Source organism: Microbacterium sp. M1A1_1b (genome assembly GCF_053345565.1).
Genome location: NZ_JBKFAJ010000006.1, coordinates 133,718 through 159,994, shown reverse-complemented (window position 1 = coordinate 159,994; position 26,277 = coordinate 133,718). Strand labels below are relative to the sequence as shown.

General features: G+C 72.2%; 32 protein-coding genes. 11 read left to right on the top strand and 21 right to left on the bottom strand.

All coding sequences use genetic code 11. From position 1 onward, the window contains the following. Nucleotides 1-21: 21 nt before the first annotated feature. Nucleotides 22-645, bottom strand: coding sequence for a GNAT family N-acetyltransferase (locus ACLBWP_RS14920; protein ID WP_447655773.1), 624 nt, complete (start codon nucleotides 643-645; stop codon nucleotides 22-24). A 106-nt stretch (nucleotides 646-751) separates the two neighbouring features. Between ACLBWP_RS14920 and ACLBWP_RS14915 the strand changes: the two genes are divergently transcribed. After that, nucleotides 752-1,192 carry an NUDIX hydrolase gene (locus ACLBWP_RS14915; protein WP_447655772.1) on the top strand — a complete coding sequence of 147 codons (441 nt, stop codon included), beginning with the start codon at nucleotides 752-754 and terminating at the stop codon, nucleotides 1,190-1,192. Here ACLBWP_RS14915 and ACLBWP_RS14910 read toward each other — a convergent pair whose 3' ends face one another. Then, nucleotides 1,193-1,564 carry a VOC family protein gene (locus tag ACLBWP_RS14910; RefSeq protein WP_447655771.1) on the bottom strand — a complete coding sequence of 124 codons (372 nt, stop codon included), beginning with the start codon at nucleotides 1,562-1,564 and terminating at the stop codon, nucleotides 1,193-1,195. 34 nt (nucleotides 1,565-1,598) lie between these two features. Between ACLBWP_RS14910 and ACLBWP_RS14905 the strand changes: the two genes are divergently transcribed. Beyond that, entirely contained in the window at nucleotides 1,599-2,237 is a 639-nt protein-coding gene (locus ACLBWP_RS14905) for a nucleoside/nucleotide kinase family protein (protein WP_447655770.1), read from the top strand. A 22-nt stretch (nucleotides 2,238-2,259) separates the two neighbouring features. After that, entirely contained in the window at nucleotides 2,260-3,093 is an 834-nt protein-coding gene (locus tag ACLBWP_RS14900; protein WP_447655769.1) for an SDR family oxidoreductase, read from the top strand. A 109-nt stretch (nucleotides 3,094-3,202) separates the two neighbouring features. On the opposite strand, the gene ACLBWP_RS14895 is transcribed toward ACLBWP_RS14900, so the two are convergent. The 4 genes from ACLBWP_RS14895 to ACLBWP_RS14880 all read right to left on the bottom strand — a co-directional run bounded on the left by ACLBWP_RS14895 (nucleotide 3,203) and on the right by ACLBWP_RS14880 (nucleotide 7,200). Beyond that, on the bottom strand, nucleotides 3,203-4,471 hold the full coding sequence (locus tag ACLBWP_RS14895; RefSeq protein ID WP_447655768.1) for an MFS transporter: 1,269 nt from the start codon (nucleotides 4,469-4,471) through the stop codon (nucleotides 3,203-3,205). Beyond that, nucleotides 4,468-5,142, bottom strand: a complete 675-nt coding sequence (locus ACLBWP_RS14890) for an HAD hydrolase-like protein (protein WP_447655767.1) — start codon at nucleotides 5,140-5,142, stop codon at nucleotides 4,468-4,470. The genes ACLBWP_RS14895 and ACLBWP_RS14890 overlap by 4 nt, the downstream gene beginning before the upstream one ends. 102 nt (nucleotides 5,143-5,244) lie before the next feature. Then, a complete protein-coding gene (gene nucS, locus ACLBWP_RS14885; protein WP_243563403.1) occupies nucleotides 5,245-5,940 on the bottom strand; it encodes an endonuclease NucS in 696 nt (231 codons plus the stop codon). Nucleotides 5,941-5,949: 9 nt separating this feature from the next. Beyond that, nucleotides 5,950-7,200 (bottom strand): MFS transporter, encoded by a 1,251-nt coding sequence (locus ACLBWP_RS14880; protein ID WP_447655766.1) that lies wholly within the window; start codon nucleotides 7,198-7,200, stop codon nucleotides 5,950-5,952. A gap of 55 nt (nucleotides 7,201-7,255) precedes the next feature. On the opposite strand from ACLBWP_RS14880, the gene ACLBWP_RS14875 reads away from it, so the two are divergent. After that, on the top strand, nucleotides 7,256-8,431 hold the full coding sequence (locus ACLBWP_RS14875; protein ID WP_243563405.1) for a LacI family DNA-binding transcriptional regulator: 1,176 nt from the start codon (nucleotides 7,256-7,258) through the stop codon (nucleotides 8,429-8,431). Nucleotides 8,432-8,625: 194 nt separating this feature from the next. Here the strand turns inward: ACLBWP_RS14875 and ACLBWP_RS14870 are convergent, their stop codons facing one another. After that, a complete protein-coding gene (locus ACLBWP_RS14870; RefSeq protein WP_447655765.1) occupies nucleotides 8,626-9,936 on the bottom strand; it encodes an MATE family efflux transporter in 1,311 nt (436 codons plus the stop codon). A 96-nt stretch (nucleotides 9,937-10,032) separates the two neighbouring features. Continuing rightward, nucleotides 10,033-11,370 (bottom strand): uracil-xanthine permease family protein, encoded by a 1,338-nt coding sequence (locus ACLBWP_RS14865; RefSeq protein WP_243563407.1) that lies wholly within the window; start codon nucleotides 11,368-11,370, stop codon nucleotides 10,033-10,035. Between the two features lie 58 nt (nucleotides 11,371-11,428). On the opposite strand from ACLBWP_RS14865, the gene ACLBWP_RS14860 reads away from it, so the two are divergent. Continuing rightward, a complete protein-coding gene (locus ACLBWP_RS14860; protein ID WP_447655764.1) occupies nucleotides 11,429-13,393 on the top strand; it encodes a M13 family metallopeptidase in 1,965 nt (654 codons plus the stop codon). Beyond that, nucleotides 13,393-14,349 carry a serine hydrolase gene (locus ACLBWP_RS14855; RefSeq protein WP_447655763.1) on the top strand — a complete coding sequence of 319 codons (957 nt, stop codon included), beginning with the start codon at nucleotides 13,393-13,395 and terminating at the stop codon, nucleotides 14,347-14,349. The genes ACLBWP_RS14860 and ACLBWP_RS14855 overlap by 1 nt, the downstream gene beginning before the upstream one ends. Nucleotides 14,350-14,432: 83 nt before the next feature. Here ACLBWP_RS14855 and ACLBWP_RS14850 read toward each other — a convergent pair whose 3' ends face one another. The 11 genes from ACLBWP_RS14850 to ACLBWP_RS14800 all read right to left on the bottom strand — a co-directional run bounded on the left by ACLBWP_RS14850 (nucleotide 14,433) and on the right by ACLBWP_RS14800 (nucleotide 20,802). Beyond that, nucleotides 14,433-14,624 (bottom strand): hypothetical protein, encoded by a 192-nt coding sequence (locus ACLBWP_RS14850; protein ID WP_243563410.1) that lies wholly within the window; start codon nucleotides 14,622-14,624, stop codon nucleotides 14,433-14,435. A gap of 32 nt (nucleotides 14,625-14,656) precedes the next feature. Beyond that, a complete protein-coding gene (locus ACLBWP_RS14845) occupies nucleotides 14,657-15,079 on the bottom strand; it encodes an MFS transporter permease (protein WP_447655762.1) in 423 nt (140 codons plus the stop codon). Beyond that, on the bottom strand, nucleotides 15,076-16,251 hold the full coding sequence (locus ACLBWP_RS14840; protein ID WP_447655761.1) for an Asp23/Gls24 family envelope stress response protein: 1,176 nt from the start codon (nucleotides 16,249-16,251) through the stop codon (nucleotides 15,076-15,078). The genes ACLBWP_RS14845 and ACLBWP_RS14840 overlap by 4 nt, the downstream gene beginning before the upstream one ends. A gap of 75 nt (nucleotides 16,252-16,326) precedes the next feature. Next, nucleotides 16,327-16,500, bottom strand: a complete 174-nt coding sequence (locus ACLBWP_RS14835) for a CsbD family protein (RefSeq protein WP_243563413.1) — start codon at nucleotides 16,498-16,500, stop codon at nucleotides 16,327-16,329. A 93-nt stretch (nucleotides 16,501-16,593) separates the two neighbouring features. Further along, entirely contained in the window at nucleotides 16,594-17,157 is a 564-nt protein-coding gene (locus tag ACLBWP_RS14830) for a hypothetical protein (RefSeq protein WP_447655760.1), read from the bottom strand. After that, complete coding sequence (locus ACLBWP_RS14825) at nucleotides 17,154-17,729, bottom strand: DUF6286 domain-containing protein (RefSeq protein ID WP_243563415.1); 576 nt, start codon at nucleotides 17,727-17,729, stop codon at nucleotides 17,154-17,156. Before ACLBWP_RS14825 ends, ACLBWP_RS14830 begins: the two co-directional genes overlap by 4 nt. 8 nt (nucleotides 17,730-17,737) lie before the next feature. Then, nucleotides 17,738-18,085, bottom strand: a complete 348-nt coding sequence (locus ACLBWP_RS14820; RefSeq protein ID WP_243563416.1) for a hypothetical protein — start codon at nucleotides 18,083-18,085, stop codon at nucleotides 17,738-17,740. Next, nucleotides 18,082-18,273, bottom strand: coding sequence for a DUF2273 domain-containing protein (locus tag ACLBWP_RS14815; protein ID WP_243563417.1), 192 nt, complete (start codon nucleotides 18,271-18,273; stop codon nucleotides 18,082-18,084). Before ACLBWP_RS14815 ends, ACLBWP_RS14820 begins: the two co-directional genes overlap by 4 nt. After that, complete coding sequence (locus ACLBWP_RS14810) at nucleotides 18,270-18,725, bottom strand: Asp23/Gls24 family envelope stress response protein (protein ID WP_447655759.1); 456 nt, start codon at nucleotides 18,723-18,725, stop codon at nucleotides 18,270-18,272. Before ACLBWP_RS14810 ends, ACLBWP_RS14815 begins: the two co-directional genes overlap by 4 nt. 160 nt (nucleotides 18,726-18,885) lie before the next feature. Beyond that, the gene (locus tag ACLBWP_RS14805) at nucleotides 18,886-20,082 is read right to left on the bottom strand and encodes a helix-turn-helix domain-containing protein (protein WP_447655758.1); all 1,197 of its coding nucleotides are present in this window, start codon (nucleotides 20,080-20,082) and stop codon (nucleotides 18,886-18,888) included. A gap of 24 nt (nucleotides 20,083-20,106) precedes the next feature. Beyond that, nucleotides 20,107-20,802, bottom strand: coding sequence for a DUF4232 domain-containing protein (locus ACLBWP_RS14800; protein ID WP_447655757.1), 696 nt, complete (start codon nucleotides 20,800-20,802; stop codon nucleotides 20,107-20,109). A gap of 111 nt (nucleotides 20,803-20,913) precedes the next feature. Between ACLBWP_RS14800 and ACLBWP_RS14795 the strand changes: the two genes are divergently transcribed. Further along, nucleotides 20,914-21,210 (top strand): hypothetical protein, encoded by a 297-nt coding sequence (locus tag ACLBWP_RS14795; RefSeq protein WP_243563421.1) that lies wholly within the window; start codon nucleotides 20,914-20,916, stop codon nucleotides 21,208-21,210. On the opposite strand, the gene ACLBWP_RS14790 is transcribed toward ACLBWP_RS14795, so the two are convergent. Both ACLBWP_RS14790 and ACLBWP_RS14785 read right to left on the bottom strand, forming a co-directional pair. Then, nucleotides 21,207-21,626 (bottom strand): NUDIX hydrolase, encoded by a 420-nt coding sequence (locus ACLBWP_RS14790; RefSeq protein ID WP_447655784.1) that lies wholly within the window; start codon nucleotides 21,624-21,626, stop codon nucleotides 21,207-21,209. The two genes, ACLBWP_RS14795 and ACLBWP_RS14790, sit on opposite strands and share 4 nt — an antisense overlap. A gap of 14 nt (nucleotides 21,627-21,640) precedes the next feature. Continuing rightward, on the bottom strand, nucleotides 21,641-22,957 hold the full coding sequence (locus ACLBWP_RS14785) for a glutamyl-tRNA reductase (protein WP_447655756.1): 1,317 nt from the start codon (nucleotides 22,955-22,957) through the stop codon (nucleotides 21,641-21,643). Between the two features lie 19 nt (nucleotides 22,958-22,976). Here ACLBWP_RS14785 and hemE point away from each other — a divergent pair, with 19 nt between their 5' ends. From hemE to ACLBWP_RS14765, 4 genes are all read left to right on the top strand, one after another. After that, a complete protein-coding gene (hemE, locus tag ACLBWP_RS14780) occupies nucleotides 22,977-24,122 on the top strand; it encodes a uroporphyrinogen decarboxylase (RefSeq protein WP_447655755.1) in 1,146 nt (381 codons plus the stop codon). After that, nucleotides 24,119-25,435: a protoporphyrinogen/coproporphyrinogen oxidase gene (locus ACLBWP_RS14775; protein ID WP_447655754.1), complete on the top strand. Its 1,317-nt coding sequence runs from the start codon at nucleotides 24,119-24,121 to the stop codon at nucleotides 25,433-25,435. Before hemE ends, ACLBWP_RS14775 begins: the two co-directional genes overlap by 4 nt. Before the next feature lie 95 nt (nucleotides 25,436-25,530). Beyond that, complete coding sequence (locus ACLBWP_RS14770) at nucleotides 25,531-25,785, top strand: hypothetical protein (RefSeq protein ID WP_071301257.1); 255 nt, start codon at nucleotides 25,531-25,533, stop codon at nucleotides 25,783-25,785. After that, nucleotides 25,782-26,240 carry a phage holin family protein gene (locus ACLBWP_RS14765; protein ID WP_243563427.1) on the top strand — a complete coding sequence of 153 codons (459 nt, stop codon included), beginning with the start codon at nucleotides 25,782-25,784 and terminating at the stop codon, nucleotides 26,238-26,240. The genes ACLBWP_RS14770 and ACLBWP_RS14765 overlap by 4 nt, the downstream gene beginning before the upstream one ends. The last annotated feature ends 37 nt before the right edge of the window (nucleotides 26,241-26,277 follow it).

The following is a 26,277-nucleotide window of genomic DNA, read 5'->3' as shown; positions in this document are numbered from 1 at the left end:
CGACGGCCGGGCCCGCTGGACTCACCGCAACTCGAGGCGCATCACGTACCGGCGCACGGTCGGGTGCGTCACCTGGCGGAACCCTGCCGCGACGAACGCCGAACGCGGTCCGACGAACAGCTCGCCCCACACGTCCTCCTTGCCGGCCGCGAACTGCATCGGGTACCCCTCGACCGCGCGGGCTCCGTGTTGCCGGGCGTGCTCGACGGCGCCGACGACCAGTGCGTGGCTGATCCCCTGCCGCCGGTACTCCTTCCGCACCACGAAGCACGGGATCGCCCAGACGCCCTCGTCCGTCCGGTCCTCGTCGCGTCCTGCCCACGCGACACGGGTCTTCCGCAGGCGCACGAACGCCGGCCGGGGTTCGACCGCAGCCCACCCGACGGGCTCGCCGTCGCGGTAGGCCACGACGCCGGTGGTCTCGCGCGCGTCGGGGTCGTCGCACCCGACCTCGGCTCGGAAACGCCGGGTCCGCTCGTCGTTCGGCATGTCCGTGAACGTGCGGTCGAAGGTCTTGAGCCACTGGCAGTGACAGCTCGCCGGGTCGCCCCGTTCGCCGAAGACCAGGTCGAGGTCCGCCCAGGGCACATCGTTGCCGGGCCGGAACGTCACCGGCCCCGTCTCGGTGTCCACCGTGGTCGCCATCACGTCCGCCTCCTCGGCTCGGTTGGCCGTCAGGGTAGTCCGACCACGGCCTGGAGGCTCGGCGCGGCATCCCGAGGATGTCTCCCGTTGCTGGGATGGTCGCTCGATGGAGTACACGGACTACGACACCCGGCTCGCCGCCTACGGCGTCGCGACGCACGAGGGGCGCGTGCTGCTCGCGATGCAGCGCTTCCCCGAGGCGGGCACCTGGGCGTTGCCGGGCGGCGGGGTCGACTACGACGAGAGCGTCGAACGGGCCGTCGTGCGCGAGTTCATGGAGGAGACCGGGTACGAGGTCTCTGTCGGGAAGCTCCTCGGGGTGCGGCACCACCTGGTTCCCGCCGAGCGCCGCATGCACGAGAACGGCAGGCCGATGAAGGCCGTGCAGGTCGTGTTCCGGGTCACGGTGACCGGCGGCGAGCTCCGTGACGAGACCGACGGCTCGACCGAGCGCGCCGAGTGGATCCCGATCGCCGACCTGCCGCACCACCGCCACGGCCTGATCGTGCCGATCGCGCTCGGATGGGCCGGCGAGCTCACCCCCTGACTACTCCGCGACGACGCTGAACACGTTGTCCGAGGGGTCGGTGAACCACGCGATGAGCGGGCCGCCCTTGCGGTTCACGCCCTTCTCGTCGGTCATGCCCTCGTACTGCAGGAAGGTCACGCCCTTGCCGGCGAGCTCGTCCACCGCGGCGTCGACGTCCGGTACCGGGAAGTTCAGGACGGTGAACGCGGCGGGCTCGTGCGACGGGCCCTTCGGGTAGACCAGCACCCGGTGGCCGTCGCCGAGCTGGATCCACAGCATGCCGTGTTCCTCGGTCACCTCGAGGCCCAGGACGTCCGTGTAGAACGCCTTCGCCTGGGCGGTGTCCCGGACCGAGAACCCGCTGAACGCCTTCGTCGCATCGATGCTCATGACCGACAGTGAACACCTCTGCCAGGATGTGCGTGTGCGCGCGGTAGGAACGGTCGACCAGGCCGTCGAGCGCGCGGTCGAGCTGGCCTCGTCGGGCGAGCGCACCGTGCTCGGCATCGCCGGGGCACCGGGCGCGGGCAAGTCGACGCTCGCACGGCGCATCGCGACCGAGGTCGACACGCGGCTGGGCACCGGGGTCGCCGTCCAGGTCCCGATGGACGGTTTCCACCTGGCGAACGGCGCACTCGACGCGTTGGGCCGGCACGACCGCAAGGGCGCGATCGACACGTTCGACGCCGACGGCTACGTCGCGCTGGTCCGGCGCCTGGTCGCCGCCACGGAGCCCGTCGTCTGGGCACCTGACTTCGACCGCCGGGTCGACGAGCCCGTCGCGGGCAGCATCGCCGTCCCGCGCAGCACCCGGCTGGTGGTCTCCGAGGGCAACTACCTGCTCGACGACAGCGACCCCTGGGCAGCGCTCCCCACCCTGTTCACCGAGACGTGGTTCTGCGCGGTCGACGACCGGGTGCGCGTGGACCGCCTGGTCGGTCGGCACATGCGCCACGGCCGCGACCACGAGGCGGCCCGTACCTGGGCGGTCGAGGTCGACGGTGTGAACGCCGCACGGGTCGCGCCCACGGCGAGCCGAGCCTCCTGGACGATCCGGACCTGACCACCTGCGAGAGGACCCCCGAATGACCATCGCCATCACCGGAGCCACCGGCAACATCGGCGGCGCCGTCGCCCGCGCGCTCGCCGCGGACGGCGTGCCGTTCCGCATGATCGTGCGCGATGCGTCGCGTGCGCCGGAACTGCCCGGCACCGAGGTCCGCACCGCGACGTTCGCCGACGCCGAGGCGTCCCGCGCTGCGCTCGAGGGCGTCGACGTCCTGCTCATGGTGTCCGGAGCGGAGGCCCAGGACCGGTTGCAGCAGCACCGCACGTTCGTGGGTGCCGCGGCCACCGCCGGGGTGCGGCACGTCGTCTACACGTCGTTCTCCGGCGCGGCCGCTGACGCGACCTTCACCCTCGGGCGCGACCACTGGGCCACCGAGCAAGCCGTCCGCGCGACGGGGATGGCGCACACGTTCCTGCGGGACAACTTCTACCTGGACTTCGTCGAGGACCTGGTCGGCGAGGACGGCGTGATCCGGGGACCGGCCGGCGACGGGGCCATGGCAGCGGTCGCACGCGCCGACGTCGCCCGCGTGGCGACCACGGTGTTGGCGAACCCGACCGCGCACCTCGACCGGACGTACGAGCTGACCGGGCCCGTGGCGATCACCCTCGAGCAGGCGGCGGCCACGGTCAGCGCCGAACGAGGCCGCGCCGTGACGTACCACCGCGAGACGCTCGACGAGGCCTACGCATCGCGGGCGCAGTGGGACCCGGAGCCCTGGCAGGCCGACGCGTGGGTGAGCACCTACACGGCGATCGCCGAGGGGGCACTGGCGCGGGTGTCGGGCGACGTCGAGCGGGTGACGGGCCGACCCCCGATGACCCTGCAGGACGTGTTGCGGGCGGCCTGACGACCCCCATGGAAAGTCGAATCGCGCGTTGGTGGTCGGAAGAACTGACCCGATACGCGCGATTCGACCGACCATGCGCGGAGGCGCTGGCGGGCTGACCGCTGACGGCTCAGGGCACCCGGCGCGCCGACAGCGTGCCGACGACCCCGAGCACGAGCACTGCGACCAGGACGGTCAGCAGCGTGGCCGTCCACCCGCCCGTGGCGTCGTGCAGGGCTCCGGCGACCAGGGGCCCCGCCGAGCCGAGCAGGTACCCGCCGCCCTGCACGAACGCGGACATCCGGCGGGCGTCGACGTCGTTCGAGACCAGCCGCACGATGATGATGAAGATCACCGTGATGCCGCCGCCCTGGGCTGCTCCACCCAGGACCGACCACAGCAGCCAGAGCTGCGGGGCGAACAGCAGCCCGAGGGGCATCGCGAGCCAGAAGAACGCGACCAGGGACAGGATCGCGCGGGGGCGCCAGCGGGATGCGAGCACCGGCACGCCGAGCGCGCCGACGACCGCCAGGATCTGGAACACCGACGAGCTGGCACCGGACGACGCCTTCGAGAAGCCGATCTCGTCGTGCAGCAACGTCGGGATCCAGGCGGTCAGCGCGTAGTACGAGAACGCCTGGCCGCCGAAGGCGAACGTCAGCCCGATGGTGACCCACCGCGCCGGACGAGCAGCCTGCGCCGTGCCCGCGGCGGTGACGGTGGTGTGGGTCTGGGTCCGGATCGAGCCGGTGTCGAGCACCTGGTCGATCGGCCCGGTGACGGGCAGCGGTTCGGCGGAGGACCCCCGACGCGGACCGAGCCACGCAGCGCGGGTGCCGACGGCGTACGACCACGCCAGGGCAGCGATGACGGCCAGCACGCCCCACAGCGCGATCGCGACGGGCCAGCCCCACAGCGCGGCGATCGGCGCGGTCCCGAGCGAGGTGGTCATCGACCCGACGTTGAGCGCCGACGTGTACACGCCGGTGACGATCCCCACACGCTCGGGCGAGGTGTCGCGGCGGATCACGACCGGGATCACCACGTTGCCGATCGTGATGCCGATGCCGATCACGGCGGTGCCGACCAGCAGCGCGGCGGCACTCGGGAGCGACCGGACGACGGTGCCGATCAGCACGACCAGCAGCGACATCGACACGGCGCGCTCCGGGGTGGCCTTGGCGATCACCCAACTGGCGAGCGGGGTCGCCAGCGCGAAGCAGAGCACGGGGATCGTCGTCAGCAGCCCGGCGACGGTCGTGGTCAGGCCGAGGTCGAGCCTGATGTCACCGATGACCGGGGCGGGCGCGACGATCGGCCCGCGGAAGTTGAGCGCGACCAGGACGATCGCGACGGGCAGGACCCACCCGGCACGGCGCAGGGCGGTGGCGCCGCTCACGCCTGACCGGCGGGGTCGGGCAGCAGGATCGGCAGCAGGTCGAGCGGGGTGGCGGCCTGGGCGATGGTGCCCTCGGCCTCGGCGGGGGAGCCGTAGCCCCACGCCGCGAACACCGTCGGGACACCGTGCACCGCCGCGCCCTCGACGTCGTGCCGCCGGTCGCCGACGAGCACCGGACGCGAGACGTCGAACCCGCGGGCCTCGAGCCGTCGCAGCGCTTCTTCGACCACGTCGGCCTTCGACGACCGCACCTCGTCGTCGCTGGCACCCGTGATGATGTCGATGTCCCCGGTCAGGCCGTAGTGGTCGAGGATGTACGTCGCCGGGGTCTCGGGCTTGCTCGTCGCGGTCGAGATCGGCAGGCCCGCCTGGTGCAGGGTGCGCAGCACGACGTCGATCCCCGGGAACATCGCCGAGTCGAGCGCGCCGTGCGACAGGTAGTGCTCGCGGTACACCGACAGGGTGCGGTCGGCGAGCGCGTCGTCCATCCCCATCGCGATGTGGAACGTGTCGAGGATCGGCGGACCGACGAACGACAGCAGCGTCTCGTGGTCCGGCACGGGGACGCCGAGCTGACCGAACGTGTACGTCAGGCTGTCGAGGATGCCCGGCGCCGAGTCGCTGATGGTTCCGTCGAGGTCGAAGAGGATGGCGCTGAACGGGCTTGTCATGACCCGTCCAGCCTATCCGGGGCCGTGGACCGGCCGACCACGGGTCGGCACGGGCGGGGCGGACCCGACCCGGGCCTCCAGTCCGCCCGGACGGAACGACGGTCAGAACAGGCGGGTGTGCCCGCCCTCGATGCCCCGCATGGCGTCGTAGTCGAGCACCAGCACGCGGATGCCGCGGTCCTCGGCGAGCGTGCGGGCCTGTGGTGCGACGGTCTGCGCGGCCAGCACGCCCTGCACCGGGCGCAGCATCGGGTCGCGGTTCATCAGCTCGAGGTACCGGGTGAGCTGCTCGACCGCGTCGATGTTGGCGTTGCGCTTCATCTCGACGGCAACGCTCGCCCCAGCGTCGTCCCGCGCCAGGATGTCGACCGGCCCGATCGCGGTCATGTACTCGCGACGCACCAGGGTGTGGCCGTCGCCGAGCAGCTCGATCTGTTCGGACAGCAGCTGCTGCAGGTGCGCTTCGACCCCGTCCTTCACCAGACCCGGGTCGACGCCCAGGTCGTGGGTCTGGTCGGCGATCACCTCGTGGATCGCGACGACGAGCTTGTCCTGGGTCTTCTTCTGCGTGACCGTCCACACCTGCTCGATGCCGGCCTCGGCCTGGTCGTCGGTCGGCTCGCCGATCTCGATCGAGCACGGCGGGCTCATCCAGTTGAGCGGCTTGTAGCTGCCGCCGTCCGAGTGGACCAGCAGCGAGCCGTCGGCCTTCAGCATGAGCAGCCGGGTGGCCAGGGGCAGGTGGGCCGACAGGCGACCGGCGTAGTCGACGGAGCAGCGGGCGATGACGAGACGCACCCGGGAAGCCTAACGGCCCTGGAGGCCCGGCTCGGCTTCCGTCGTCCGCGTCGCGTCCGGCGTCGACTCGCGTGCGGCCCCGGATGCCAGTCCGGCCGCGACGATGAACACGAACACGATGAGCAGACCGTTGAGCAGCCCGAACTGCTCGCCGACGAACCCGATGATCGGCGGGCCGGCCAGGAACGCGACGTAGCCGATGGTGGCCACGGCGCTGACCTTCGCGGCCGCGGTGCGGGGGTCGTCGGCCGCAGCGGACATGCCCATCGGGAAGCCCAGGCTGGCCCCGAGCCCCCAGAGCACCACGCCGACGATCGCCAGCGGGATGCTCGGCACGAAGATCAGCATGCCCAGCCCCAGCACGGCGACGGCCGCGCTGGTGCGCAGGACGGGGACGCGTCCGAACCGGTCGATGAGCGGGCTGCCGGCGACGCGGCCGACGGTCATCGCGGCCAGGAACACGGTCAGCACCGCCGAGCCACTGGCGTTGTCGAGCCCGTGCCCGTCGATCATGGCCAGGGGCAGCCAGTCGTTGGCGGACCCCTCGGCCAGCGCCATGCCGAGGACGATCACGCCGATCAGCAGCGTCGACGGCTGCTTCCACACGGCCCAGCGCGAGACGGGCAGCGGGACCGGGCTGGTCTCGGTCGGCTCGGGCTCGGTGATCCGCTCGTCGCCGAACCACCGCACGGCCGTACCGAGCGCGACGCAGGTGACGACACCGATCAGGATGAAGTGCAGCGCGACGGGGACCTCGAGCCCCTCGGCCAGGGCTCCGAGGCCGGCGCCGGCGAGCGTGCCGAGGCTGAACGCGGCGTGGAACAGCGGCATGATCGTGCGGCCGCCCAGGCGCTCGGCGGTGGCCCCGGTGACGTTCATCGACACGTCGCACAGGCCGTTGCCGAAGCCGAAGGCGATCAGGCAGACCCAGATCGCGGCGAAGCCCCACCCGGAGCTGACGGCGACACCGGCCATCACCAGGCCGAGGGCCAGGCAGACGGCGGCGATCTGCACGCCACGCTTCGCGCCGAGTCGACCGACGATGTGCCCGGCGAAGGTCAGGCCGGCGATCGAGCCGACGCTCATGCCGACCACGAGCAGGCCCATCTCGAACGTGCTGGCGTGGAGTTCGTCGCGCACGCTGGGGATCCGGCCGAGCCACGTCGCGATCGCCAGGCCGGACAGGGTGAACACGACGAACACCGCGTTGCGCCAGGCGGTGGTGCTCGGGGTGGTCCGGGTGGCTGACGCCGTCGTCATGGTGCTGATCCTGTCGAATCGATTCGAGTGGGGTTGTCGGATACGCTAACCGGCGATGGACGACACGGCAACACCTCCCGGCGCGTCGGGCGCTCCCGACGCTGGCGCGCCCGGCGCTGCTGGTTCCGGCGCGCCTGCCGCTGCCGGCGCTGTCGGCGCACGGCGCTCTCGGCCGACGCTCGTCGCCGTCGCCCGCGCCGCCGGGGTCGCACCGTCCACGGCATCACTCGCCTTCAGTGGCACCGGCCCGGTGTCCGAGGACACCCGAGCGCGCGTCCTCGCCGCCGCTGCCGAACTCGGGTACGACGGACCGGACCCCCGCGCCCGGTCCCTGCGCCGCGGCCGCTCCGGCGTCATCGGCGTCGTGATGGACGAGCGGCTGAGCGACGCCTTCCGCGACCCGGTGAACGTGCTCACGCTCGACGGCATCGCCGAGGTCGCGGGCGAGGCCGGGGTGTCCCTGCTGCTCGTCCGCAGTCCGCTCGACGACGAGCGCGGCGCCGGTCCGCTGGTCGACGCCCCGATGGACGCGGTGGTGCTGGTGGGCTGCAACGTCCGTGTCGACCCCGCGGTCGCGGTCCTGAGACGCCGTGGCATCCCCGTCGTCGCGATCGAGGCCGACGACATCGCGGGTGCGGTCCCCATCCAGCTCGACAACCGCGAGGCCTCGCGCCGCGCGGCCGCGTTCCTGCGTGACCTCGGGCACCAGGCGGTGACGGTCGTCACGCTGCCGCTCGACGCCTCGCGGCACCGCGGCCCGATGTCCGACGAGCGGTTCGCCGCCGGTGCCGCCCACACGACGATGGAGCGGCTGCGCGGGGTGCGGGGCGTGTTCCCGGACGCCGTCGCGATCGAGGCCGGCGGCAGCTCGGTCGAAGAGGGGCGCATCGCCGGTGACGCCCTGTTCGGCCCCGGTGGCAGCCGACCGACCGCCGTCGTGGCGCAGAGCGACCTGCTCGCCGTCGGGGTGATCTCGGCAGCGCTCGAGGCCGGGTTGCGCGTTCCCGAGGACGTCAGCGTCGTGGGTTTCGACGGCATCCACGTGGACGACAGCCTGTTGCACCGGTCGCCGATCCGGCACCTGACCACGCTCGTGCAGCCCTTCGTGCAGAAGGGGCAGGCGGCCGCCCGCGCTGCCCTGGCCATGCTCGAGGGTGCGGCGCCGAGCCCGGCGTCCTTCCGCTCCGAGCTCCGCATCGGCGACACGACGGGGCCGCCCCGCGCGTCCTGACCCCGGCCGGCGAACCTCGCACCGTGCTGGTTGCCCGGGCTCCGGTGCAGGGTTGCCCGCTCGGTGCCGGATTGTTCCCTCGCACCGAGTCGCCAACCTCGCACCGGGAGCGAACCTCGCACCGTGCGTGCGCCGCCGAACTCCGCACCGCGCGCCGAACCTCGCACCGTGCTCACGCCGCCGTGCGCGCCGCTTCAGCGCGCCAGCGCCACCGAGATCCACCCCGGCCGGTGCGCCCGCACGCCGAGCGTCACCGCGCGAACCCCGATGTACCCGAACGAGAACACCGCCCACAGCGTCGCGAGCCCGTCCCCGAACGCCCACAGCAGCGGCAGGTACACGACCAGGTTCAGCCCGCCCGCGACCGCCAGGTACCGCGCGTCCCCGGCGCCGATGAGCACCCCGTCCAGCACGAACACGTAGCCCGCGATCGGCATCCCCGCCGCGATCAGCACGAGCACGAGCGGCAGCGCACCCTGCACCGCGTCCGAGTCCGAGAACACCGGCCCGAGCACACCGCTGGCGGCGAGCGTCAGCGCTCCGAGCAGGACGCCGCCGCCGATCCCGAGCACCACCAGCCGCGTCGTCACGAGTTGGACCCGGTCGGCGTCCCGTGCGCCGAGCGCATGCCCGACGAGTGCCTGCCCGGCGATCGCCAGAGCGTCGAGCGCGAACGCCAACGTGCTGAACACGGTCAGCCCGACCTGGGTGGTGGCGAGCCCGGTCGTCCCGAGCCCGGCCGCGACACCGATCGTCGCGAGCATCGCCACGCGCAGCGACGCCGTGCGCAGGAACAGCCAGGCGCCCGAGCGCAGTGCCCGTGCGACGCCCGAGGTCCCGGGCCGCAACGGTGCACCCACCGCCCGCGCCGCGCGCACCGCGATCACGACGTACACCGCGGCCATCGCCCACTGCACGATGACGGTGCCGGCGGCCGAGCCCTCCACGCCCCACCCCAGTCCGTAGATGAGCAGTGCGTTGAGCAGCCCGTTCGCCACAAAGCCGATCGTCGCGACGACCAGGGGCGTCCGGGTGTCCTGCAGCCCGCGCAGCAGTCCGGTGGACGCGGTGACGACCAGGATCCCGGGCAGCCCGATCAGCGACACGCTCAGGTACGCCGTCGCCGCGTCGGACACGGCGTCGTCGGCACCGAACAGCGACACGAGCGGCCCGGCGAGCGGCCAGCCGACCACTGCGAGCACGACCCCGAGCCCGAGGGCGAGCCACATCCCGTCGATGCCCGCGTGCACCGCGGCGCGACGGTCACCGCCGCCGAGCGCCCGGGCGACGGCGGGCGTGGTCGAGTAGGCCAGGAACACCAGCAGCCCGGTCACGGTCTGCAGCACCGCACTCGCGAGTCCGACGGCCGCCAGCGGCGTCGCCCCGAGGTGCCCGACCAGCGCGGTGTCCGTCATCAGGAACAACGGCTCGACGACGAGCGCACCGAGCGCCGGCAGTGCCAACCGCACGATGTCGCGGTCGACGGCGCGACGTGACGAGGGCATCAGGACATCATGCCGGACCGGACGGGAGGCCCTGGTCGCGCCGTCCACGCAGCGTGCGGTGCGCAGACGGACCGACCACGGCCTCCCGTCCGACCGTCAGTCCGCGCGCGGTTCCGCGGGCACGCCGCCGGTGGCGGCGTGCGCCGTCTCCGACGCCGCAGGCTCGGCCGGGTCGGTCCCGCGGGCACGGCCGATCAGGTCCATCAGGTGGTAGACGACGATCGCGGCGACGGTGCCGACGATGATGCCGCTGAAGCTCGCTTGCCCGAACGAGAACGTGAAGTCCGCGATGCCGATGATGAGCGCGATGCCCGCCGTCAGCTGGTTCTTGGGCTTGGCGAAGTCGACGCGGTTCTCGACCCAGATGCGGATGCCGATGACGCCGATCAGGCCGTAGAGCGCGGTGGTGGCACCGCCGAGCACGCCCGCCGGCACGCTCGAGATGACCGCGCCGATCTTCGGGGACAGCCCGAGCAGCACCGCGGCGATCGCAGCGACCCAGTACGCGGCGGTCGAGAAGACCCGGGTGGCGGCCATCACGCCGATGTTCTCGCCGTACGTGGTGGTCGCCGAGCCACCGCCGACACCGGCCAGCACGGTGGAGATGCCGTCGGCCATCAGGGCCCGCCCGGTCAGCGGGGTGAGGTCGCGGCCCGTGAGCTGCCCGACGCCCTTGACGTGGCCGACGTTCTCGGCGACCAGTGCGAGGACGACCGGCACGAACGCCAGGTAGATCGGCAGCTGTGCCGGGTCGAACGCCGGCGCGGTGAACGTCGGCAGGCCGATCCAGGGCTTGTCGGACACGGCGCTGAAGTCCACCTGGCCGCCGATGAGCGCGGCGACGTACCCGATGACGACGCCGATCACGATCGACAAGCGTCCGAGCAGCCCCTTGAACAGGACCGTGACCAGGATGATCGACAGCAGGGTGATCAGCGCGACGACGGGGGACTTCGTGAAGTTGTCGCGCGCGGCCGGGGCCAGGTTGAACCCGATCAGGGCGACGATCGCGCCGGACACGACCGGGGGCATGAGACGGTCGATCCACCCGGCGCCGGCCAGGTGCACGACCAGACCGACCACCGCCAGCAGCGCACCGACCACGATGATGCCGGACAGGGCGAGCGGGATGCCGCCGATCTTCGTCGCGGCACCGATCGGCGCGATGAACGCGAACGACGAGCCGAGGTAGCTCGGCAGCCGGTTCCCCGTGATCAGCAGGAACAGGATCGTCCCGATGCCGCTGAACAGCAGCGTCGTCGACGGCGGGAAGCCCGTCAGCAGCGGGACCAGGAACGTCGCGCCGAACATCGCCACGACGTGCTGCACGCCCAGGCCGATGGTCCGCGGCCAGGTCAGGCGCTCGTCCGGCGCCACGATCGTCGTCGCGGAGACGGTCGTGCCGTCACCGTGCAGCTTCCACGGAAGTCCCATGGCAGCACCGTACCGGCAGCCCGATGCCCGGCGCCGTTCGGTGACTATCGTGGATCGCATGACCGACGTCCGAGCGACCACAGGGATCCAGACCGACGAACTCGACGAGACGGTGCAGCCGGGGACCGACCTGTACCGCCACGTCAACGGGAAGTGGATCGACGCCACACCGATCCCCGACGACAAGGCCCGGTACGGCTCGTTCACCGTGCTGGCCGAGGCGGCCGAGGTCGCCGTCCGCGACATCATCGAGCGCTCGCAGCAGGCCGACCCGGGCACCGAGGAGCGCAAGGTCGGCGACCTGTACTCGTCCTTCATGGACGAGGCCGCGCTCGAGGCGCTCGGCACCGCGCCGATCGAGCCCCTGCTCGCCGAGGTCGCCGCGGTCGCCAGCCCCGCCGACGTCATCAGCCTGGTCGGCCGGTTCGAGCGCCTGAGCCTGCCGAGCTTCCTGCAGCTGTTCGTCGACAACGACCCGGGCGACCCCGAGTCCTACGTCGTCTTCCTCGAGCAGTCCGGACTGGGTCTGCCCGACGAGTCGTACTACCGCGAGGACCGCTTCGCCGACATCCGCCAGAAGTACCGCGAGTTCGTCGCCGCGATGTTCCCCCTGGCCGGGTTCGACGACGGCGCCGAGCGCACCGAGCACGTCATCGCACTCGAGACCGCCCTGGCCGGCAAGCACTGGGACAACGTCGCCACGCGCGACAGCCAGAAGACCTACAACAAGCTGCCGTGGTCCGAGGTCGCGGCACTCGCGCCCGGGATCGACCTGCAGGGCTGGTGGCAGGCGATCGACGCCCCCGCTGGCGCGTTCGAGACCGTCGTCGTCCGTGAGCCGTCGTTCCTGACCGGCCTGGCCGAGCTCCTGCAGTCCGAGGACCTGCAGGTCTGGAAGGACTGGCTGGCGTGGCAGGTCATCCGCGGTTCGGCGCCCTACCTGACGAAGGCGTTCTCGGCGACGAGCTTCTCGTTCTACGGCACGGCGCTCACGGGTGCTCCGAAGCAGCGAGACCGCTGGAAGCGCGGTGTCTCGCTGGTCGAGGGCGCCATGGGCGAGGCCGTCGGCCGGATCTACGTGCAGGAGCACTTCGACGAGACGTCGAAGGCGACGATGGACGACCTCGTCGCGCACCTGGTCGAGGCGTACCGGCAGAGCATCACGGACCTCGACTGGATGACCGACGAGACCCGCGCCCGTGCTCTCGAGAAGCTCGACAAGTTCACGCCGAAGATCGGCTACCCGGTGCAGTGGCGCGACTACTCGGCGCTGTCGGTCACCGCGGACGACCTGCTCGGGAACGTGCGCGCGGTCGCGGACTTCCAGGTCGACCGTGAGCTCGGCAAGATCGGCAAGCCCATCGACCGCGACGAGTGGTTCATGACCCCGCAGACCATCAACGCGTACTACAACCCGGGCTTCAACGAGATCGTGTTCCCGGCGGCCATCCTGCAGTTCCCGTTCTTCGAGGCCGACCGCGACGCCGCGGCCAACTACGGGGCGATCGGCGCCGTCATCGGGCACGAGATCGGCCACGGGTTCGACGACCAGGGCTCGCAGTACGACGGCGACGGACGCCTGCAGAACTGGTGGACCGAGGCCGACCGCACCGCGTTCGAGGAGCGCACGAAGGCCCTCATCGCCCAGTACGACGCGCTCGTGCCGACCGAGGTCCCCGACGGGCACGTCAACGGTGCGCTGACGATCGGCGAGAACATCGGCGACCTGGGCGGGCTGTCCATCGCGTGGAAGGCCTACCTGCTGTCGCTCGACGGGCAGGAGCCCGCGGTGATCGACGGGCTGTCCGGCGCCGAGCGGTTCTTCCTCAGCTGGGCGCAGGCCTGGCGGATGGCGATCCGTCCGGAAGAGGCAGAGCGGCTGCTGACGATCGACCCGCACTCGCCGAACGAGTTCCGCTGCAACCAGGTCGTGCAGAACATCGACGTGTTCTACGACACCTTCGGCGTGACGGAGCTGGACGCGATGTACCTCGACCCGGCCGAGCGCGTCGCCATCTGGTGATGGTCGAACCCGACGCGGCTCCGTCCTCGCGGCGGCGACGCCAGGACGGCCGCGCGGGAGCGGGCAGCCGTGCCGGCGCGGGCAGCCGTGCCCGAGGGCGGCATCGCGGCGGCGGTGAGGAACGGTTCTCGGCGACGGTCGAGGCCCTCGGCGCGCTCGCGTTCGACGGTGCGGGTGTCAGCGCGTCCGTCATCGACACGTCGAGCGGCAAGGCCCTGCTGGCCGTCGACGACCGGTTGGTGCAGTCCGTCGGCGGCCTCGGGCGGATCCTGCTGCTGATCGAGGTCGCCGCGCGGCTCGAGGACGGTCGGCTGCACGGCGACCGGTTGCAGCGCATGGCCCGCGACACCGCCGGCGGGCCCGGGCTGTGGCAGTTCTTGCAGGAGCCGACGATGCAGGTGTCCGACCTGGCGACGCTGGTCGGGGCGACCGCGGACGCGTGGGCGACGAACGCGCTGCTGTCGACGGTCGGCATCGACGCCGTGCGCGAACGTGCCGAGTCGCTCGGGGTCGAGCGGTCCGCGTTCATCGACCGGGTCCGCGACCGCCGGGGCCCCGACGACGCCCCGGACGTCGCCGTGGCCGCTGCTGGCGAGCTCAGCTGGGTGATGCGGGGTCTGGCGCTCGGCGAGGTCGTCGACGAAGGCGTGTCGAACCGGGTCCTCGGGTGGCTGTCCCTGGCGAGCGACCTCACCCTGGTCGCCGGGGCGTTCGGTCTGGACCCCCTGGCGCACCGGGCGCTCGACCACGGACTGCAGTCGGTCGCCGTGACGGGCACCGGGCCGGGTGTCCGGTCCGAGGCCGGGGTGCTGCGCGGGCCCGGGTCGAGCGTCAGCTACGCGGTGACCGTGACGTTCGAGGACGACACGCTCGACCGGCGTCTCGCCGTCGTCGAGGCGCTCCGGACCATGGGTACCGAGGTGCTCGACGCGGTCCACGTGACCGTGACGCGCTGACCGGACGCGACCACACGCACGAACGCCCCGGCCGGATGTCGGTCGGGGCGTTCGTGGCGGAGGCGATCTGGGCCTCCAGGCCGTCAGCTGTGCTTCTTGGCGGCCTTCTCGATCTTCTCGCGGAGCTTCTTGCGCGCCTTGCGGGCGTGCGGGTCGTTCCACATCTTGCGGGCGGTCTCGCCCTTGGACTGCTTGACGACGGTCCGGTTGGACCGCGAGCCGAACCAGAAGCCGATGAGCACGATGGCGGCGATGACGAGCAGACGGTTGCGCATGGTGAGTCCCTTCAGTGTCGGATCCCGGCCGGTCAGCCGGTGATCCGTCGTACGAGGTCGGTGATGATCGGCCACACGTCGCCGGCCCGGTCGGCCGAGCCGATCGCGACGGTGACGAGCGGGTAGGCCGTCACGGCGAGGGTGACCAGGATCGCGAACACGACCGGTACCCATGCCGCCACGCTCCGTCGCCGGGTCACCGCGAGGATCAGCAGGGCGAGGACGATGACCCCACCCAGGATCGTCACGAGCGTGACGCGGATGAACGGGAACGGCACGAGTCCCGCGGTGGTGGCGGTGACGCCGGCCAGGAACCCGGTCAGCGGCAGGAACGCGCCGACGAACAGCAGCAGGACGGCGAGGATGCCGACGACCGTCGCGATCCAGACGCCGCGGGCGCGCGGCGGACGTTCCCGGCCGGATCGCAGCCCGCGGCGGCCGGACCACACGGTCATGCGCGTGCGTCCGTGTCGTGCGCCGTCGTTGCGGCGTCGTGCGCGTCGTCCGCTGCGGCCTTGGTCGCGTCCGCGGCGTGCTCGGCAGCGTCGGCCATGTCGTCGGCGGCACGCTTCGTGGCGTCGACGGCGTCCTCGGCCTCGGGGCTGATGGCGTCCCGAGCGTCGTCGGCCTTGTCGGCCACGGCGTCCGCAGCGTCACCGGTCTTCGCCTTCGCGGTGTCGACCGCGTCACCGGTCTTGTCGGCGATCACCTCGGCGGCGTCCTCGGCCGCGTGGCGTGCGTGCTGGGCCGCCTGCTTCGCGGAGTCGGCTGCGTCCTCGGCGGCGTCAGCGGCGTCGCCGGCGGCCTCGGACGCGCGGTCGAGCGCGTCCGATCCCACCTCGCGGGCACGGTCGACCGCGTCGGTGCCGGCCTCGCGGGCACGGTCGACCGCGTCGGAGCCGGCCTCGCGGGCACGGTCCACCGTCTCGGACGCAGAATCGCGCACCTCGGCCGCTGCCGTGCGGGCACGGTCGGCGGTCTCGGACGCGGTGTCGCGCACATGGTCGAGCGCCTCGGCGGCGGCCTCGCGGGTGCGGTCGGCGGCGTCACGCGTGCGGTCGGCGACGTCGGCCCCGACCTCCTGCGCCTTCGCGGCCGCGTCAGAGGCTGCGCCCTTGACGTTCTCGGCCGCGTCGGACGCGACGTCCTTGACCCGGTCGGTCGCCTCGGTGGCCTTCTCGCGCACGGTGTCGAGGGCCTCGGAGACCTTTGACGGCTCGTCGTCGAACGGGCCGTGCACGTCGGTCACCCGGACGTCGACGGTCGCCGGCTGGCCGACCACCTGCGCGACGGCGTGTGCGACCTGTGCGCGGACCTCGTCAGCGACCTTCGTGACGGGCTCGGGGTAGGTGACGACGAGCGACACCTGCACGTCGAGCGTGCCGTCGGCGTCGTCCACCTTGACGCCCAGGGCGCTGGCGGTCCGGCCGAGTCGGGAGCGGACCTGGTCGGCCGCGCGTTCGAGCACGCCGCCCAGGTGGTGCACGCCGTCGACGCCGATCGCGGTGACTGCTGCGGTGCGTGCTGCGACGGTGAGGGCGCTGGCGTCCTCGGGCAGTGGTTCGGTCAGCGACGCGGGCAGCGCCACATCGGTGACGTGTGTGCGGGCGTGGGTCTCGTTCTCCATGATGTCCTCCTCGGTCCGGACAGGAGACGACGGGGCACCCGCTGGCGGATGCCCCGTCGTCGTCACTGCAGCTGCCTAGTTCTTGAAGACGTCCTTGACGTCCTCGCCCGTCTTCTTGGCGCTCGCGGCGGCCTGGTCCTTCTTGCCCTCGGCGACCTTGGAGTCGTCGTTGGTCGCGTTGCCCAGGGCCTCCTTGGCCTTGCCGGCGATGTCCTGAGCAGCGTTCTTGATCTTGTCGTCGAGACCCATGGTGGGTTCCTTCCGTCGGTCGGGCTGGTTGCCCGGTGTGTCAGATGAGGGTGGGGTGGGCCGGGAGGCCCGGGGTGCGTCCGATGACCGGTGTCAGTGGACGCGGACCGACTTCGCCAGCGCGGAGCGGGTCCCGCCGGTCAGGTGCACGAGCACCGGAACGGGGCGGCCGAGGGTGCGGTCGAGCACGCTGAGGGCGTGGTCCACCGCGTCGAGCACGGCGACCGCGTCGCCGCCGCGGCGGACCGCGACGCGGATGCGGGCGGCACGCTGCTTCTTGACCTGGTAGACGTCGACCTTCGCGTTGACGACGTCGCCGACACCGCGCAGTTCGTGGTCCACGACGTCACGGACGAGTGCGACGTTGATGGTGACCGCGTCGTCGCCGGAGCGTTCCCGGACGGCGACCGAGGTACCGCCGCCACCGCGGGTGAAGACCCAGAGCAGCGACAGGACGATGACGACGGCGCAGACGACCGCGACGATCCACAGGGATGCCGACGGGACGTCGACGCTCTTGGGGAACGTGATGTACTGCTTGGTCGCGTCGCGGACCGCCGGCAGCACGCCGGCGCCCATGGCGAGCCCGACCAGGACGGCCACCAGACCCAGGACGAACAGGATGATGCGGTTCAAGGTGCGGTTGCTCTTGGTCATGACAGCGTCCCCTGTTCTGCGACCCGGACCTTGACGCGGCGACCGAAGCGCTCGTCGAGGTGGGAGAGGCGTTCCTGCACGGCGGACTGCACCGCGGACTCGTTGACGGCCATGCCGGAGACCGGGACGACCCGGACCTCGGTGGTGGTGCCGCGCGAGCTGGCCGAGGTGTTGCCCTCGGGCACGCCGGCGGCGGAGCTCGCGGCGTTGGCGGCGGTGGCTGCGATGATGCGGGTGTCGATGACGACGGCACCGCGGTCGTGCGGCACCACCGATCGGTGCTGACGGCCGGGCTTGAGGGCCAGGACGATCAGGACGATGCCCAGGACCACGAGGACGACGGCGATCACCTCGGCGATCGTGACGAACGTGGCATCCGGACGGAGTGCCGCGTCCACGGCGGTCTGCGGGTCCGCCAGGAGCGGAGCCGAGCCGACTGCGCGCAGGACCGACTCGGTGCCGATCCAGGCGGCCACCAGGACGAGGACCACGAGCGCGATCGACACCGCGGTCGACCGGGAGCTGTGGATGCTCCGGCGACGGATGCGACGCTCGACGCTGTTGTTGCTCATGATGTCTCCTACCGGACTCGGGTGTCGCGCTCGCGCACGATCCCGGTCAGCTCGATGTGGGCACTGCCGACCTGACGGCCGGTGAGGGCGCCCACGCGGTCCTTGACCTCGGACGCGGCGGCGATCGATCGGCCGACGATGTCGTCGGACGCCGCGATCGGCCCCGTGATGTCGAGGGCGAGGAGGCCACGGTGGTCGCCGAGGGCGACGCGGACCTGCTTGGCCGGAGCGCCGAGGCGCTCGGCGGCGACGGCGCGGGCGCACGAGGTCAGGGCCCGCGCCGTGATCTCGACGCGGCCCGGGACGTCCGAACCACCGATCTCGGCGCGGCCCGGGACGACCGGGCCGCCGGTCACCGGGAGCTCCGGCGTCCGGTCAGCACGTCGGTCAGGGCGCCGCGGTCGATCTTGCCGGACACGAGGGCTGCGACGAGCGCACCGATCGCACCGAAGACGATGACCAGGACGAAGCCCCAGAACCCGAACTGCAGTGCGACGACTGCCAGGATGGCGCCGATCAGGGCGCCGCTCAGTGTGTTGCTCATGCGACTCGCGACTCCTTCTTGTCGTCGTCGTTGTCGTCGTCACCCGGGATGTAGACGTCCTGGACGGTGACGTTGACCTCGGCGACCTCCATGCCGACGATCTGCTCGAGCGCACGGGCGACCGAGGAGCGGACGCCGTCGGCGACCTGCTGCAGCGGCACCGGGTACTCGGCGACGATCACGATGTCTGCGGCGACCTGCTTCTCGCCGACCTCGACCTTGACGCCCTGGCCCAGGTCACGCTGGCCGATGGCGTCGCGGATGGCGCCGATGGCGCGGGCTGCGCCGCCGCCGAGTCCGTGCACGCCGTTGACCTCACGGGCGGCGATGCCGGCGACCTTCGAGACGACGGTGTCGTCGATGACGGTCTTGCCGGTGGTCGTGCCGGAGGTGTTCTGGGCGCGCGTCGCCGGGGTGGCGGTCGTGGCGGTGGTGTTCGTGGTGTCGGCCATGGGGTCTCCTTCCGATGTGCCCGCCGGGTGTTCCCAGCGGTTGCTGTTCACGGATGAGACGGGCTGACTCAGAGAGAAGTCACGCCGCCGTCACGCTTCCCAGGCACCTGCCAGACTCGGGCCGTTCCGCCGCTGGTTTGTCCCCCGGATGCCGGACGGGTCAGTGGTCGACGCGTTTTTCGTCCGCCGCGTTGCGCTCTGCACGTTCCGCGCGGACATGGCGGACCCGGGCCATCGGGCTGGTTCCGCACTCGGCCTGGAACAGCTGCTGCAGCCGGCGCGGACGTACCCCGGCGGCATCGGCGATGCGCTCCACGGTGAGTGCCTCGTCGGCGTGGTCCTCGATGAACGACAGGGCTCGGCGGACCCGGGCGGACACGGTGCCGTTCTCCGGCCGGGGGCCTCGTGCCGCGCGGATGGTCGCGCCGGGGCTCTCGGCGAACCGCTCGCGGTAGGCGGTGGCGAAGCGTCCCGGATTCGAGAACCCCCACGCGCTCGCGACGTCCGCCACGCCGCCTTCCCCCACACCGTGCAGCAGGGACCGGCGCGCCTCGTCCAGCCGGTGGTCGCGCAGGAAGCGGCTCGGGGTGACCCCGAGGGTTCGGACGAAGACGTCCTGCAGACTGCGTTCGGACAGCCCCGCGGCGTCGGCGATCGCGCGGACGGCCGGTCGCTCGCGCGCGTGCTCCTCGATGAACCGGATCGCGTCGCGCAGGCGGTTGGCCACGGGGACGTCGTCGCCGCGGTCGCGCAGGGGGAAGGTGTCGAGGACGACGACCGCGAGCCGGCGGTTCAACGCGGTCCGCATGGCGCCCTGCACGCGGTCGTCCATCAGCGCGGGACTCAGCTCGCGGATCAGCCGACGCAGGGGCTCGCGGCGGGCGATCACCTCGTCCTGCTGCTCGAACAGCATCGGGCCCTCGGGCTGGTGGTACCCGAGCTCGCGCCCGACGCGTCGCAGGAACGCATCCGCCAGGTGCACGCCGTTGTAGATCGTCTCCTCGGACTCGAACCGGTACGCCTCGGACGCCGAGGCGATGTACGGCGATCCCGGCCGCACGACACGGACCCGGTCGGCGAAGTGCATCTCGAGGTGTCCCTGTGCGAGCCAGAAGACGACGTGGTCCTCGCGCGGACCGATCACGCCCGTCCGACGACCGCCCGTGGCGCGCATCGTCCGCAGCGACAGGTCGTCGTCGCCCACGACCAGGTACTCGTAGTGCGTGCCCGGGGCGACGTACGTGTCGGACGCGAAGTCCGACCCGCCGTACTCCGAGGTGAAGATCGTGTCGTAGCCCGAGCCGTCGTCGTCCGTGAACCGCTGCTTGCGGAATCCGTTGCTGGACGACGTGCTCACACCGACATCTTCACATCCCGGTCGTCAGGATGTCGCCTGTCCCTCGGGAACGAGTGCCTGGACGGACAGCAGCGTGGCGCCGGACCCGCGGCACGCGGTGTACGCGGTCTCCTTGACGAAGAGCGACTGCTTCGAGCCGGGCGGGTACACGCGGAAGCCGTCCGGCGACGTCTGGCCGCAGTCCGCCACGTCGTAGTTGCCGGCCTGCCCGATCTTCAGCGGGGCGACGGCCGCCTGACCGCTTGCCAGGGTGACGGTCGGGTGCGGAGACCCCTGCTCCTGGGTCGCCGCAGCGCCGATCTGGGTGCCGTTGCCCCCGCCGACGAACGAGACGCCCGGCCACCCCTGCAGCGTGCAGGTCGTGGACCCGGTGTTGGTGAGCACGAGGTGGACGTCCACGCTGCCGGCCGCGCCACCGCCGCCCGGCGCGATGGATCCGGTCAGGTCGCCGGTGGCGCAGCGACCGGACGCCGAGCCACCCGACGTGCCCGTACCGCCGGACGCCTCGTCCCCGCCGCTCGTCGCGCTGCCCTGCGACGGGGACGGCGTCGACGAGCCCCCCGTCGGCGATCCCCCCGCCGACGGGGCCGCGGTCACCGTCGTCGTCGCGGTGGCGGTGGGCGTGCCGCCGGTGCTGCCGCCCGACGAGCAGCCGGCGAGGACCCCGGCGGCCGCCAGGGCGAGGAGTCCGGTCACGAGTGGTCGTCTGCTGCGGTGCATGTCCCACACGAAACCACTTCCATCGCGGTACGTCCGAGGGCGCACTCAGGGTCCACGAGCACACTCGCGGGCGGGCGGCGCAGTGGCCGTCCCAGACCTGGAGGATCCACCATGGCAGGCAAGCACGAGCAGATCCGCGGCGAATCGGACCGGTCGGACGGTGTCGAGACGCGAGCAGGGGCCTTCACGGACAGCGACATCCCCGGCGAGCCGACGGTGCACTCAGACGAACCGGTGGGCGAGTTCGTCGGCAGCGACATCCCCGGCGAGGACGTCCCCACGACCACCGGCACCGACGGCGAGTACGTCGAGTCGGACATCCCGGGCGAGAACGAGCCGCGTCTCTCCGACGAGGTCGGTCACTACGTCGACTCCGGGACCGGCACCGACGACACCGAGAACGGCTAGCCGCGCGACGGTCCGTCGAGCAGACCCGCATCCACGAGCAGTCGCAGCGTCGCCACGCCGGCGGGTGGGCACCGGTCCGCATCGTCGGCGGTGACCCACTCGACGGCGTCCACCTCGGCCGACGCGACCGGCGTCGCCGTGTCCAGCGCGCCCGGTGACCGGGCGAGGAACAGCGTCATCGCGACCACCGTGCCCGGCGGCTGTCCGTGCGCGGGTTCGGTGACCACGGCGAACTCGTCGACGTCGGCGGCGGTCACCACCAGCCCGGTCTCCTCGTGGGCTTCGCGGATCGCCGCCTGCACCGCGGTCTCCCCGGGTTCGACCTTGCCGCCGGGCAGGTACAACACGTCGCGCCCACGGGCGCGGACCATGAGCACGCGGCCCTCACGCAGCAGCAGCAGCGCGCTGACCCGCAGGACGGACGGGAGGCTCAGCTCGCGTCCGCCTCGGGCGTGTCACGCGGGCAGGTGGACCGGTCGGTCAACGGCACCACCGGCACCGCGACGTCGGCGACTTCCTGCGGCTCGGGACGGACCCCGAACAGCGCGTCGAGCGCGCCCACGAACTCCTCGCCCCGACCGGCACGACCGAGTTCTCGGGCGCGGACCGAGGGCCGGTGCAGCAGGACGCCGACCAGGTGCCGCAGCGCCCGTTCGGTCTGCTCGGCCGACTCGGGCGTGACGTCGCCGCGCCGGGTGGAGCGCTCGATCTCGTCGTCGAGGATGCCGAACACGTGCTTGCGGAAGGCCACGAGTGCCGGGGTGGTCGACTGTTCGAGTGCCTGCGCCCGGAAGCGCGACACCGCGTCGTCGACCATCGCACGGGCCTCGGACTCGGCGTTCAGCTCGGCGACGGGGGCGTGGATGCTGATGGTCTCGAGGTCGAGCAACTCGACGCCACCCACGTGGGTGGCCTCGGGGTCGACGTTGCGCGGCAGGCCGAGGTCGATGACGATGCGGCGGATCCCGTCGTCGAGGTCGCCGGCGCTGATGACCGGCTGTTCGCTCGAGGTGCACGTGATCACGACGTCGCTCGAGGCGATGGCCTGGCGCAGGTCGTGTGCGGCGACCAGGTCGTGCTTGGTGGCGAACCACGCTGCGCGCCCGGACGGTGAGTACACCTGGATGCGCGTGGCACCGCGGTCGCGCAGCGCGGCGATGGTGGTGGCGGCGTAGCTGCCGGTTCCGACCAGCAGCACGTGCGCCCGGCCCCAGTCCGTGACCCGCGAGGACGCCAGCTCGAGGCCGAGGCGCACGAGCGACCGGCCGGCGGCACCGATGCGGGTGCGGGTCTTGACGCCGCGGGACGTGTGCGCCGCTTCTTGGAAGAGCCGTTCGAGGTCCGACGTGGTCGTCCCGTTGGCGCGCGCGTCCTCGAGCGAGCGGCGGACCTGCCCGGAGATCTCGGTCTCGCCGATGACGACGGACTCCAGGCCACTCGAGACGGCGAACAGGTGCTGCACGACGTCCTTGCCGTCGAGCACGGTCACGGAGTCGAGCACGTCCGACGGGGCGAGGCCACTGGCGGTGGCCACCGCGTCGACCGTGGTCGCGACCGCGGAGTCGCCGTCGTCGCCCGCGATGTCGAGGTAGGCCTCGAACCGGTTGCACGTGGCGAGCACCACGGCGCCGTCGAGGACGTCCGATCCGGTGACCAGACGCGAGGCCGCCGCGGGGGCGCCGATGCTCAGTCGCTCCAGGAGGTCGAAGCTGGCGTTGCGATGCGACGCCGTGAGACAGATGAGCACGTACTCGATGGTACCGCGCATGTCCGACAGTCGCTGCTGCGACAATCAGGACGTGACCGATGCACCCACCACCGCCCTCCCGTCCACGCATCCGTTGGCCGACGGGCGCACCGCCGGATCCGCACTGGTCCGGGCGCTCCGCGGTGACCGCCCGGAGACGCTGCCGGTCTGGTTCATGCGCCAGGCCGGGCGTTCGCTGCCCGAGTACCGCGACCTTCGAGTCGGCACAGCCATGCTCGACGCGTGCCTCGATCCGGCCCTGTCCTCGGAGATCACCCTGCAGCCGGTCCGTCGGCACGGGGTCGACGCGGGCATCTTCTTCAGCGACATCGTCGTGCCGATCAAGCTGGCGGGCGTCGACGTCGAGATCGTCCCCGGTCGCGGTCCGGTGCTCGGTTCGCCCGTCCGCACCGCGGCCGACGTCGACGCGCTGCCCGAACTCGATCCGACCGCGCTCGCACCGATCCACGAGGGCGTCGCCCGCACCGTCGCCGGACTCGGGTCGACACCGCTCATCGGGTTCGCGGGCGCACCGTTCACGCTGGCCGCCTACCTGGTCGAGGGTGGCCCGTCGAAGGACCACATCCGCGCCCGCACGCTCATGCACGCCGAGCCGGAGACCTGGTCGCGTCTGCTGTCCTGGGCGGCCGACGTGTCGGGGCAGTTCCTCCGCGCGCAGGTGGTCGCCGGTGCCTCGGCGGCACAGCTCTTCGACTCGTGGGTCGGGTCGCTGTCCCGACGTGACTACCTCGACCACGTGGCGCCGCACTCCGTCCGGGCGCTGTCGCACGTCGCGGACCTCGGGGTGCCCCGCATCCACTTCGGGGTCGGCAGCGGCGAGGTCCTGGCCGACATGACCACACTCGGTGACCAGGCGGCTGGTCCCCGCGTCGAGGCCGTGGGCGTGGACTGGCGGCTGCCGCTCGACACCGCCGTCGAGCGGGTCGGCCACGACGTCACCGTGCAGGGCAACATCGACCCGGCGATGCTCGCCGCACCGTGGGGTGTGCTCGAGCAGCACGTGCGCGACGTCGTCCGCCGGGGTGGCGCGGCCCGCGCACACGTCGTGAACCTCGGGCACGGGGTCCCGCCGGAGACCGATCCCGACGTCCTGACCCGCGTCGTGCAGCTCGTGCACTCCCTGGGCAGCGGAGCGGCCGCATGACCGAGGCGGTCGTCGTCGGCGGTGGGGTCGCGGGCCTGCTCGCCGCCCGCGACCTCGCCAAGGCCGGTGTGCACGTCGTCCTGGTCGAGGGGTCCGGGGAGCTGGGTGGGATGGTCCGTCGGCACACGGTCGCCGGGATCGACCTCGACATGGCGGCCGACTCGTTCGCGACCCGCACCGACGCCGTCGCCACGCTGGCGGTCGAACTCGGCCTGGGCAACGACCTGGTCGACCCGGACCCCCGCGGCGCCTGGCTGACGACGCGCGACGGACGCACGGCGAAGATGCCCGCGACCGGTCTGCTCGGCATCCCCGGCACCCCGATGGCCGCCGACGTGATCGCCGTCGTGGGCCAGGGCGCCGCGCTCCGGGCGCAGATGGACTCGCTGCTGCCGTCGCCGGTGGGCGCGCGTGCGACCTCGCTCGGCGAGCTCGTCCGGAAGCGGATGGGCGCGAAGGTCCTGGACGACCTGGTGACCCCCGTCGTGGCCGGCGTGCACTCCACGCACCCGGACGACCTCGACCCGGACCGGGTCGCGCCCGGGCTCCGCGCGTCACTCCAGCGCGAGGGCTCGCTCGCGCGTGCGGTCATCGCCCTGCGTGCCCGCGCCACCGCCGGCTCCGCGGTGCAGGGCATCCGTGGGGGCATCGTCCGACTGGTCGACGAGCTGGTCGCCGACCTCGAGACCTGGCACGTCGACGTCCGCCTGCACACGCGCGCCACCCGCATCGAACGGGCCGCGGTCGAGGTCACCGGCGCGGACGGCACGACCGAGCGCCTGGTCGCCGACCACGTCCTGTCGACGGTGCCGGACCCCCGCCGTCCGGCGAGCCCGACGCGGACGGGCATCGAGCTCGTCACGCTCGTCGTGGACCAACCGGCTCTCGACGCCGCTCCCCGTGGCACCGGGGTCCTCGTGCACCCGGACGCCACCGGCGTGCGGGCCAAGGCGATCACCCACGCGACGGCCAAGTGGCCGTGGTTGGCCGAGGCGGCCGACGGTCGGCACGTCCTGCGACTCAGCTACCGCACGACCGCAGCGGACGCGGCGGACGTCGGGAGGAGCCTCCTGGTCGACCCGTCGGACGCCACCGGCACGCGTGCCGCAGCGGACGCGGCGACGCTGCTCGGGGTACCGATCGGTGCCGACCAGGTGCTCGGCGCAGCGAGCGTCCGCTGGCACGGGCCGGACACCGAGCCGGCCGGGCTCGACGAGGGCGTCGTCGGCATCGGCGAAGCCTCGAACGGGCGCGGTCTGGCGGGGATCGTCGGCACCACGCGGTCGCGCATCCGGGACCTCCTGGGTTCCTGAGCGGACCCCGCACCGGCCGAGGGCTACTGTTGGTCTTCACGCCGAGACATTCCGCTCGACGTATGACCACCGCACACTGAACTCTCGGAGGAACCATGCGAGGCAGGCTCCTGTTCGTCGCCGGCGCAGCACTCGGGTACGTCCTGGGATCGCGAGCCGGACGGGCGCGGTACGAGCAGATCAAGACCGTCAGCGGCAAGATCTGGAACAGCAACGGCGTCCAGAAGGGCGTCCACAACGTCGAGGAGTTCGTCGCCGACAAGACGCCGGACGTCGCCGAGTTCGTCGGCGAGCAGACGAAGAAGGTCGTCCGCAAGGTCGGCCAGAAGAAGGACGCCGCGACCTCATGACGGACACACGTGACCGGAAGCCGCGATCGCTGTTCGGTCTCGTCGGGGACGTGCCCCAGCTCGTCAAGAACCTCGTCACGGGTGAGATCGCGCTCCTGAAGGCCGAGCTCGTCGGCAAGGCGAAGGTCTTCGCCCTGGCGGCCGCGCTGCTCGTCGTGGCGCTCGTCATCGTCCTGTACGCGATCGGCGTCCTGCTGACCGCGGCCGTGATGGGCCTGGCGACCGTGATGCCGGCCTGGCTGGCGGCGCTCGTGGTCGCCTTCGTGATGCTCGTCGTCGCAGCGATCCTCGGCCTGGTCGGGTGGAAGCGCTTCAAGAAGGGCCTGCCGATCACGCCCGAGCGCACGATCGACAGCGTCAAGAACGACATCCGCGCGGTCCGGGGCATGGGCAAGAAGCCGACCCCCGAGACCCAGCACGCGTCTCGGACGCCGGACGTCGGCGGCCGGTTCTGACGCTGCCGCGTCAGCACCCACGCACCATCCACGGAGG

What these genes read in the sequence shown, in the direction of transcription:
- ACLBWP_RS14840 (WP_447655761.1), bottom strand. Translation starts at nt 16,251, where the DNA reads ATGGAGAACGAGACCCACGCCCGCACACACGTCACCGATGTGGCGCTG.
- ACLBWP_RS14800 (WP_447655757.1), bottom strand. Translation starts at nt 20,802, where the DNA reads ATGCACCGCAGCAGACGACCACTCGTGACCGGACTCCTCGCCCTGGCG.
- ACLBWP_RS14770 (WP_071301257.1), top strand. Translation starts at nt 25,531, where the DNA reads ATGCGAGGCAGGCTCCTGTTCGTCGCCGGCGCAGCACTCGGGTACGTC.
- ACLBWP_RS14855 (WP_447655763.1), top strand. Translation starts at nt 13,393, where the DNA reads ATGGTCGAACCCGACGCGGCTCCGTCCTCGCGGCGGCGACGCCAGGAC.
- ACLBWP_RS14795 (WP_243563421.1), top strand. Translation starts at nt 20,914, where the DNA reads ATGGCAGGCAAGCACGAGCAGATCCGCGGCGAATCGGACCGGTCGGAC.
- ACLBWP_RS14910 (WP_447655771.1), bottom strand. Translation starts at nt 1,564, where the DNA reads ATGAGCATCGATGCGACGAAGGCGTTCAGCGGGTTCTCGGTCCGGGAC.
- ACLBWP_RS14900 (WP_447655769.1), top strand. Translation starts at nt 2,260, where the DNA reads ATGACCATCGCCATCACCGGAGCCACCGGCAACATCGGCGGCGCCGTC.
- ACLBWP_RS14915 (WP_447655772.1), top strand. Translation starts at nt 752, where the DNA reads ATGGAGTACACGGACTACGACACCCGGCTCGCCGCCTACGGCGTCGCG.
- ACLBWP_RS14850 (WP_243563410.1), bottom strand. Translation starts at nt 14,624, where the DNA reads ATGCGCAACCGTCTGCTCGTCATCGCCGCCATCGTGCTCATCGGCTTC.
- ACLBWP_RS14775 (WP_447655754.1), top strand. Translation starts at nt 24,119, where the DNA reads ATGACCGAGGCGGTCGTCGTCGGCGGTGGGGTCGCGGGCCTGCTCGCC.
- ACLBWP_RS14870 (WP_447655765.1), bottom strand. Translation starts at nt 9,936, where the DNA reads ATGCCCTCGTCACGTCGCGCCGTCGACCGCGACATCGTGCGGTTGGCA.
- ACLBWP_RS14920 (WP_447655773.1), bottom strand. Translation starts at nt 645, where the DNA reads ATGGCGACCACGGTGGACACCGAGACGGGGCCGGTGACGTTCCGGCCC.
- ACLBWP_RS14765 (WP_243563427.1), top strand. Translation starts at nt 25,782, where the DNA reads ATGACGGACACACGTGACCGGAAGCCGCGATCGCTGTTCGGTCTCGTC.
- ACLBWP_RS14810 (WP_447655759.1), bottom strand. Translation starts at nt 18,725, where the DNA reads ATGGCCGACACCACGAACACCACCGCCACGACCGCCACCCCGGCGACG.
- ACLBWP_RS14875 (WP_243563405.1), top strand. Translation starts at nt 7,256, where the DNA reads ATGGACGACACGGCAACACCTCCCGGCGCGTCGGGCGCTCCCGACGCT.
- ACLBWP_RS14815 (WP_243563417.1), bottom strand. Translation starts at nt 18,273, where the DNA reads ATGAGCAACACACTGAGCGGCGCCCTGATCGGCGCCATCCTGGCAGTC.
- ACLBWP_RS14865 (WP_243563407.1), bottom strand. Translation starts at nt 11,370, where the DNA reads ATGGGACTTCCGTGGAAGCTGCACGGTGACGGCACGACCGTCTCCGCG.
- ACLBWP_RS14860 (WP_447655764.1), top strand. Translation starts at nt 11,429, where the DNA reads ATGACCGACGTCCGAGCGACCACAGGGATCCAGACCGACGAACTCGAC.
- ACLBWP_RS14890 (WP_447655767.1), bottom strand. Translation starts at nt 5,142, where the DNA reads ATGACAAGCCCGTTCAGCGCCATCCTCTTCGACCTCGACGGAACCATC.
- ACLBWP_RS14830 (WP_447655760.1), bottom strand. Translation starts at nt 17,157, where the DNA reads ATGACCAAGAGCAACCGCACCTTGAACCGCATCATCCTGTTCGTCCTG.
- ACLBWP_RS14880 (WP_447655766.1), bottom strand. Translation starts at nt 7,200, where the DNA reads ATGACGACGGCGTCAGCCACCCGGACCACCCCGAGCACCACCGCCTGG.
- ACLBWP_RS14845 (WP_447655762.1), bottom strand. Translation starts at nt 15,079, where the DNA reads ATGACCGTGTGGTCCGGCCGCCGCGGGCTGCGATCCGGCCGGGAACGT.
- ACLBWP_RS14835 (WP_243563413.1), bottom strand. Translation starts at nt 16,500, where the DNA reads ATGGGTCTCGACGACAAGATCAAGAACGCTGCTCAGGACATCGCCGGC.
- ACLBWP_RS14825 (WP_243563415.1), bottom strand. Translation starts at nt 17,729, where the DNA reads ATGAGCAACAACAGCGTCGAGCGTCGCATCCGTCGCCGGAGCATCCAC.
- hemE (WP_447655755.1), top strand. Translation starts at nt 22,977, where the DNA reads ATGTCCGACAGTCGCTGCTGCGACAATCAGGACGTGACCGATGCACCC.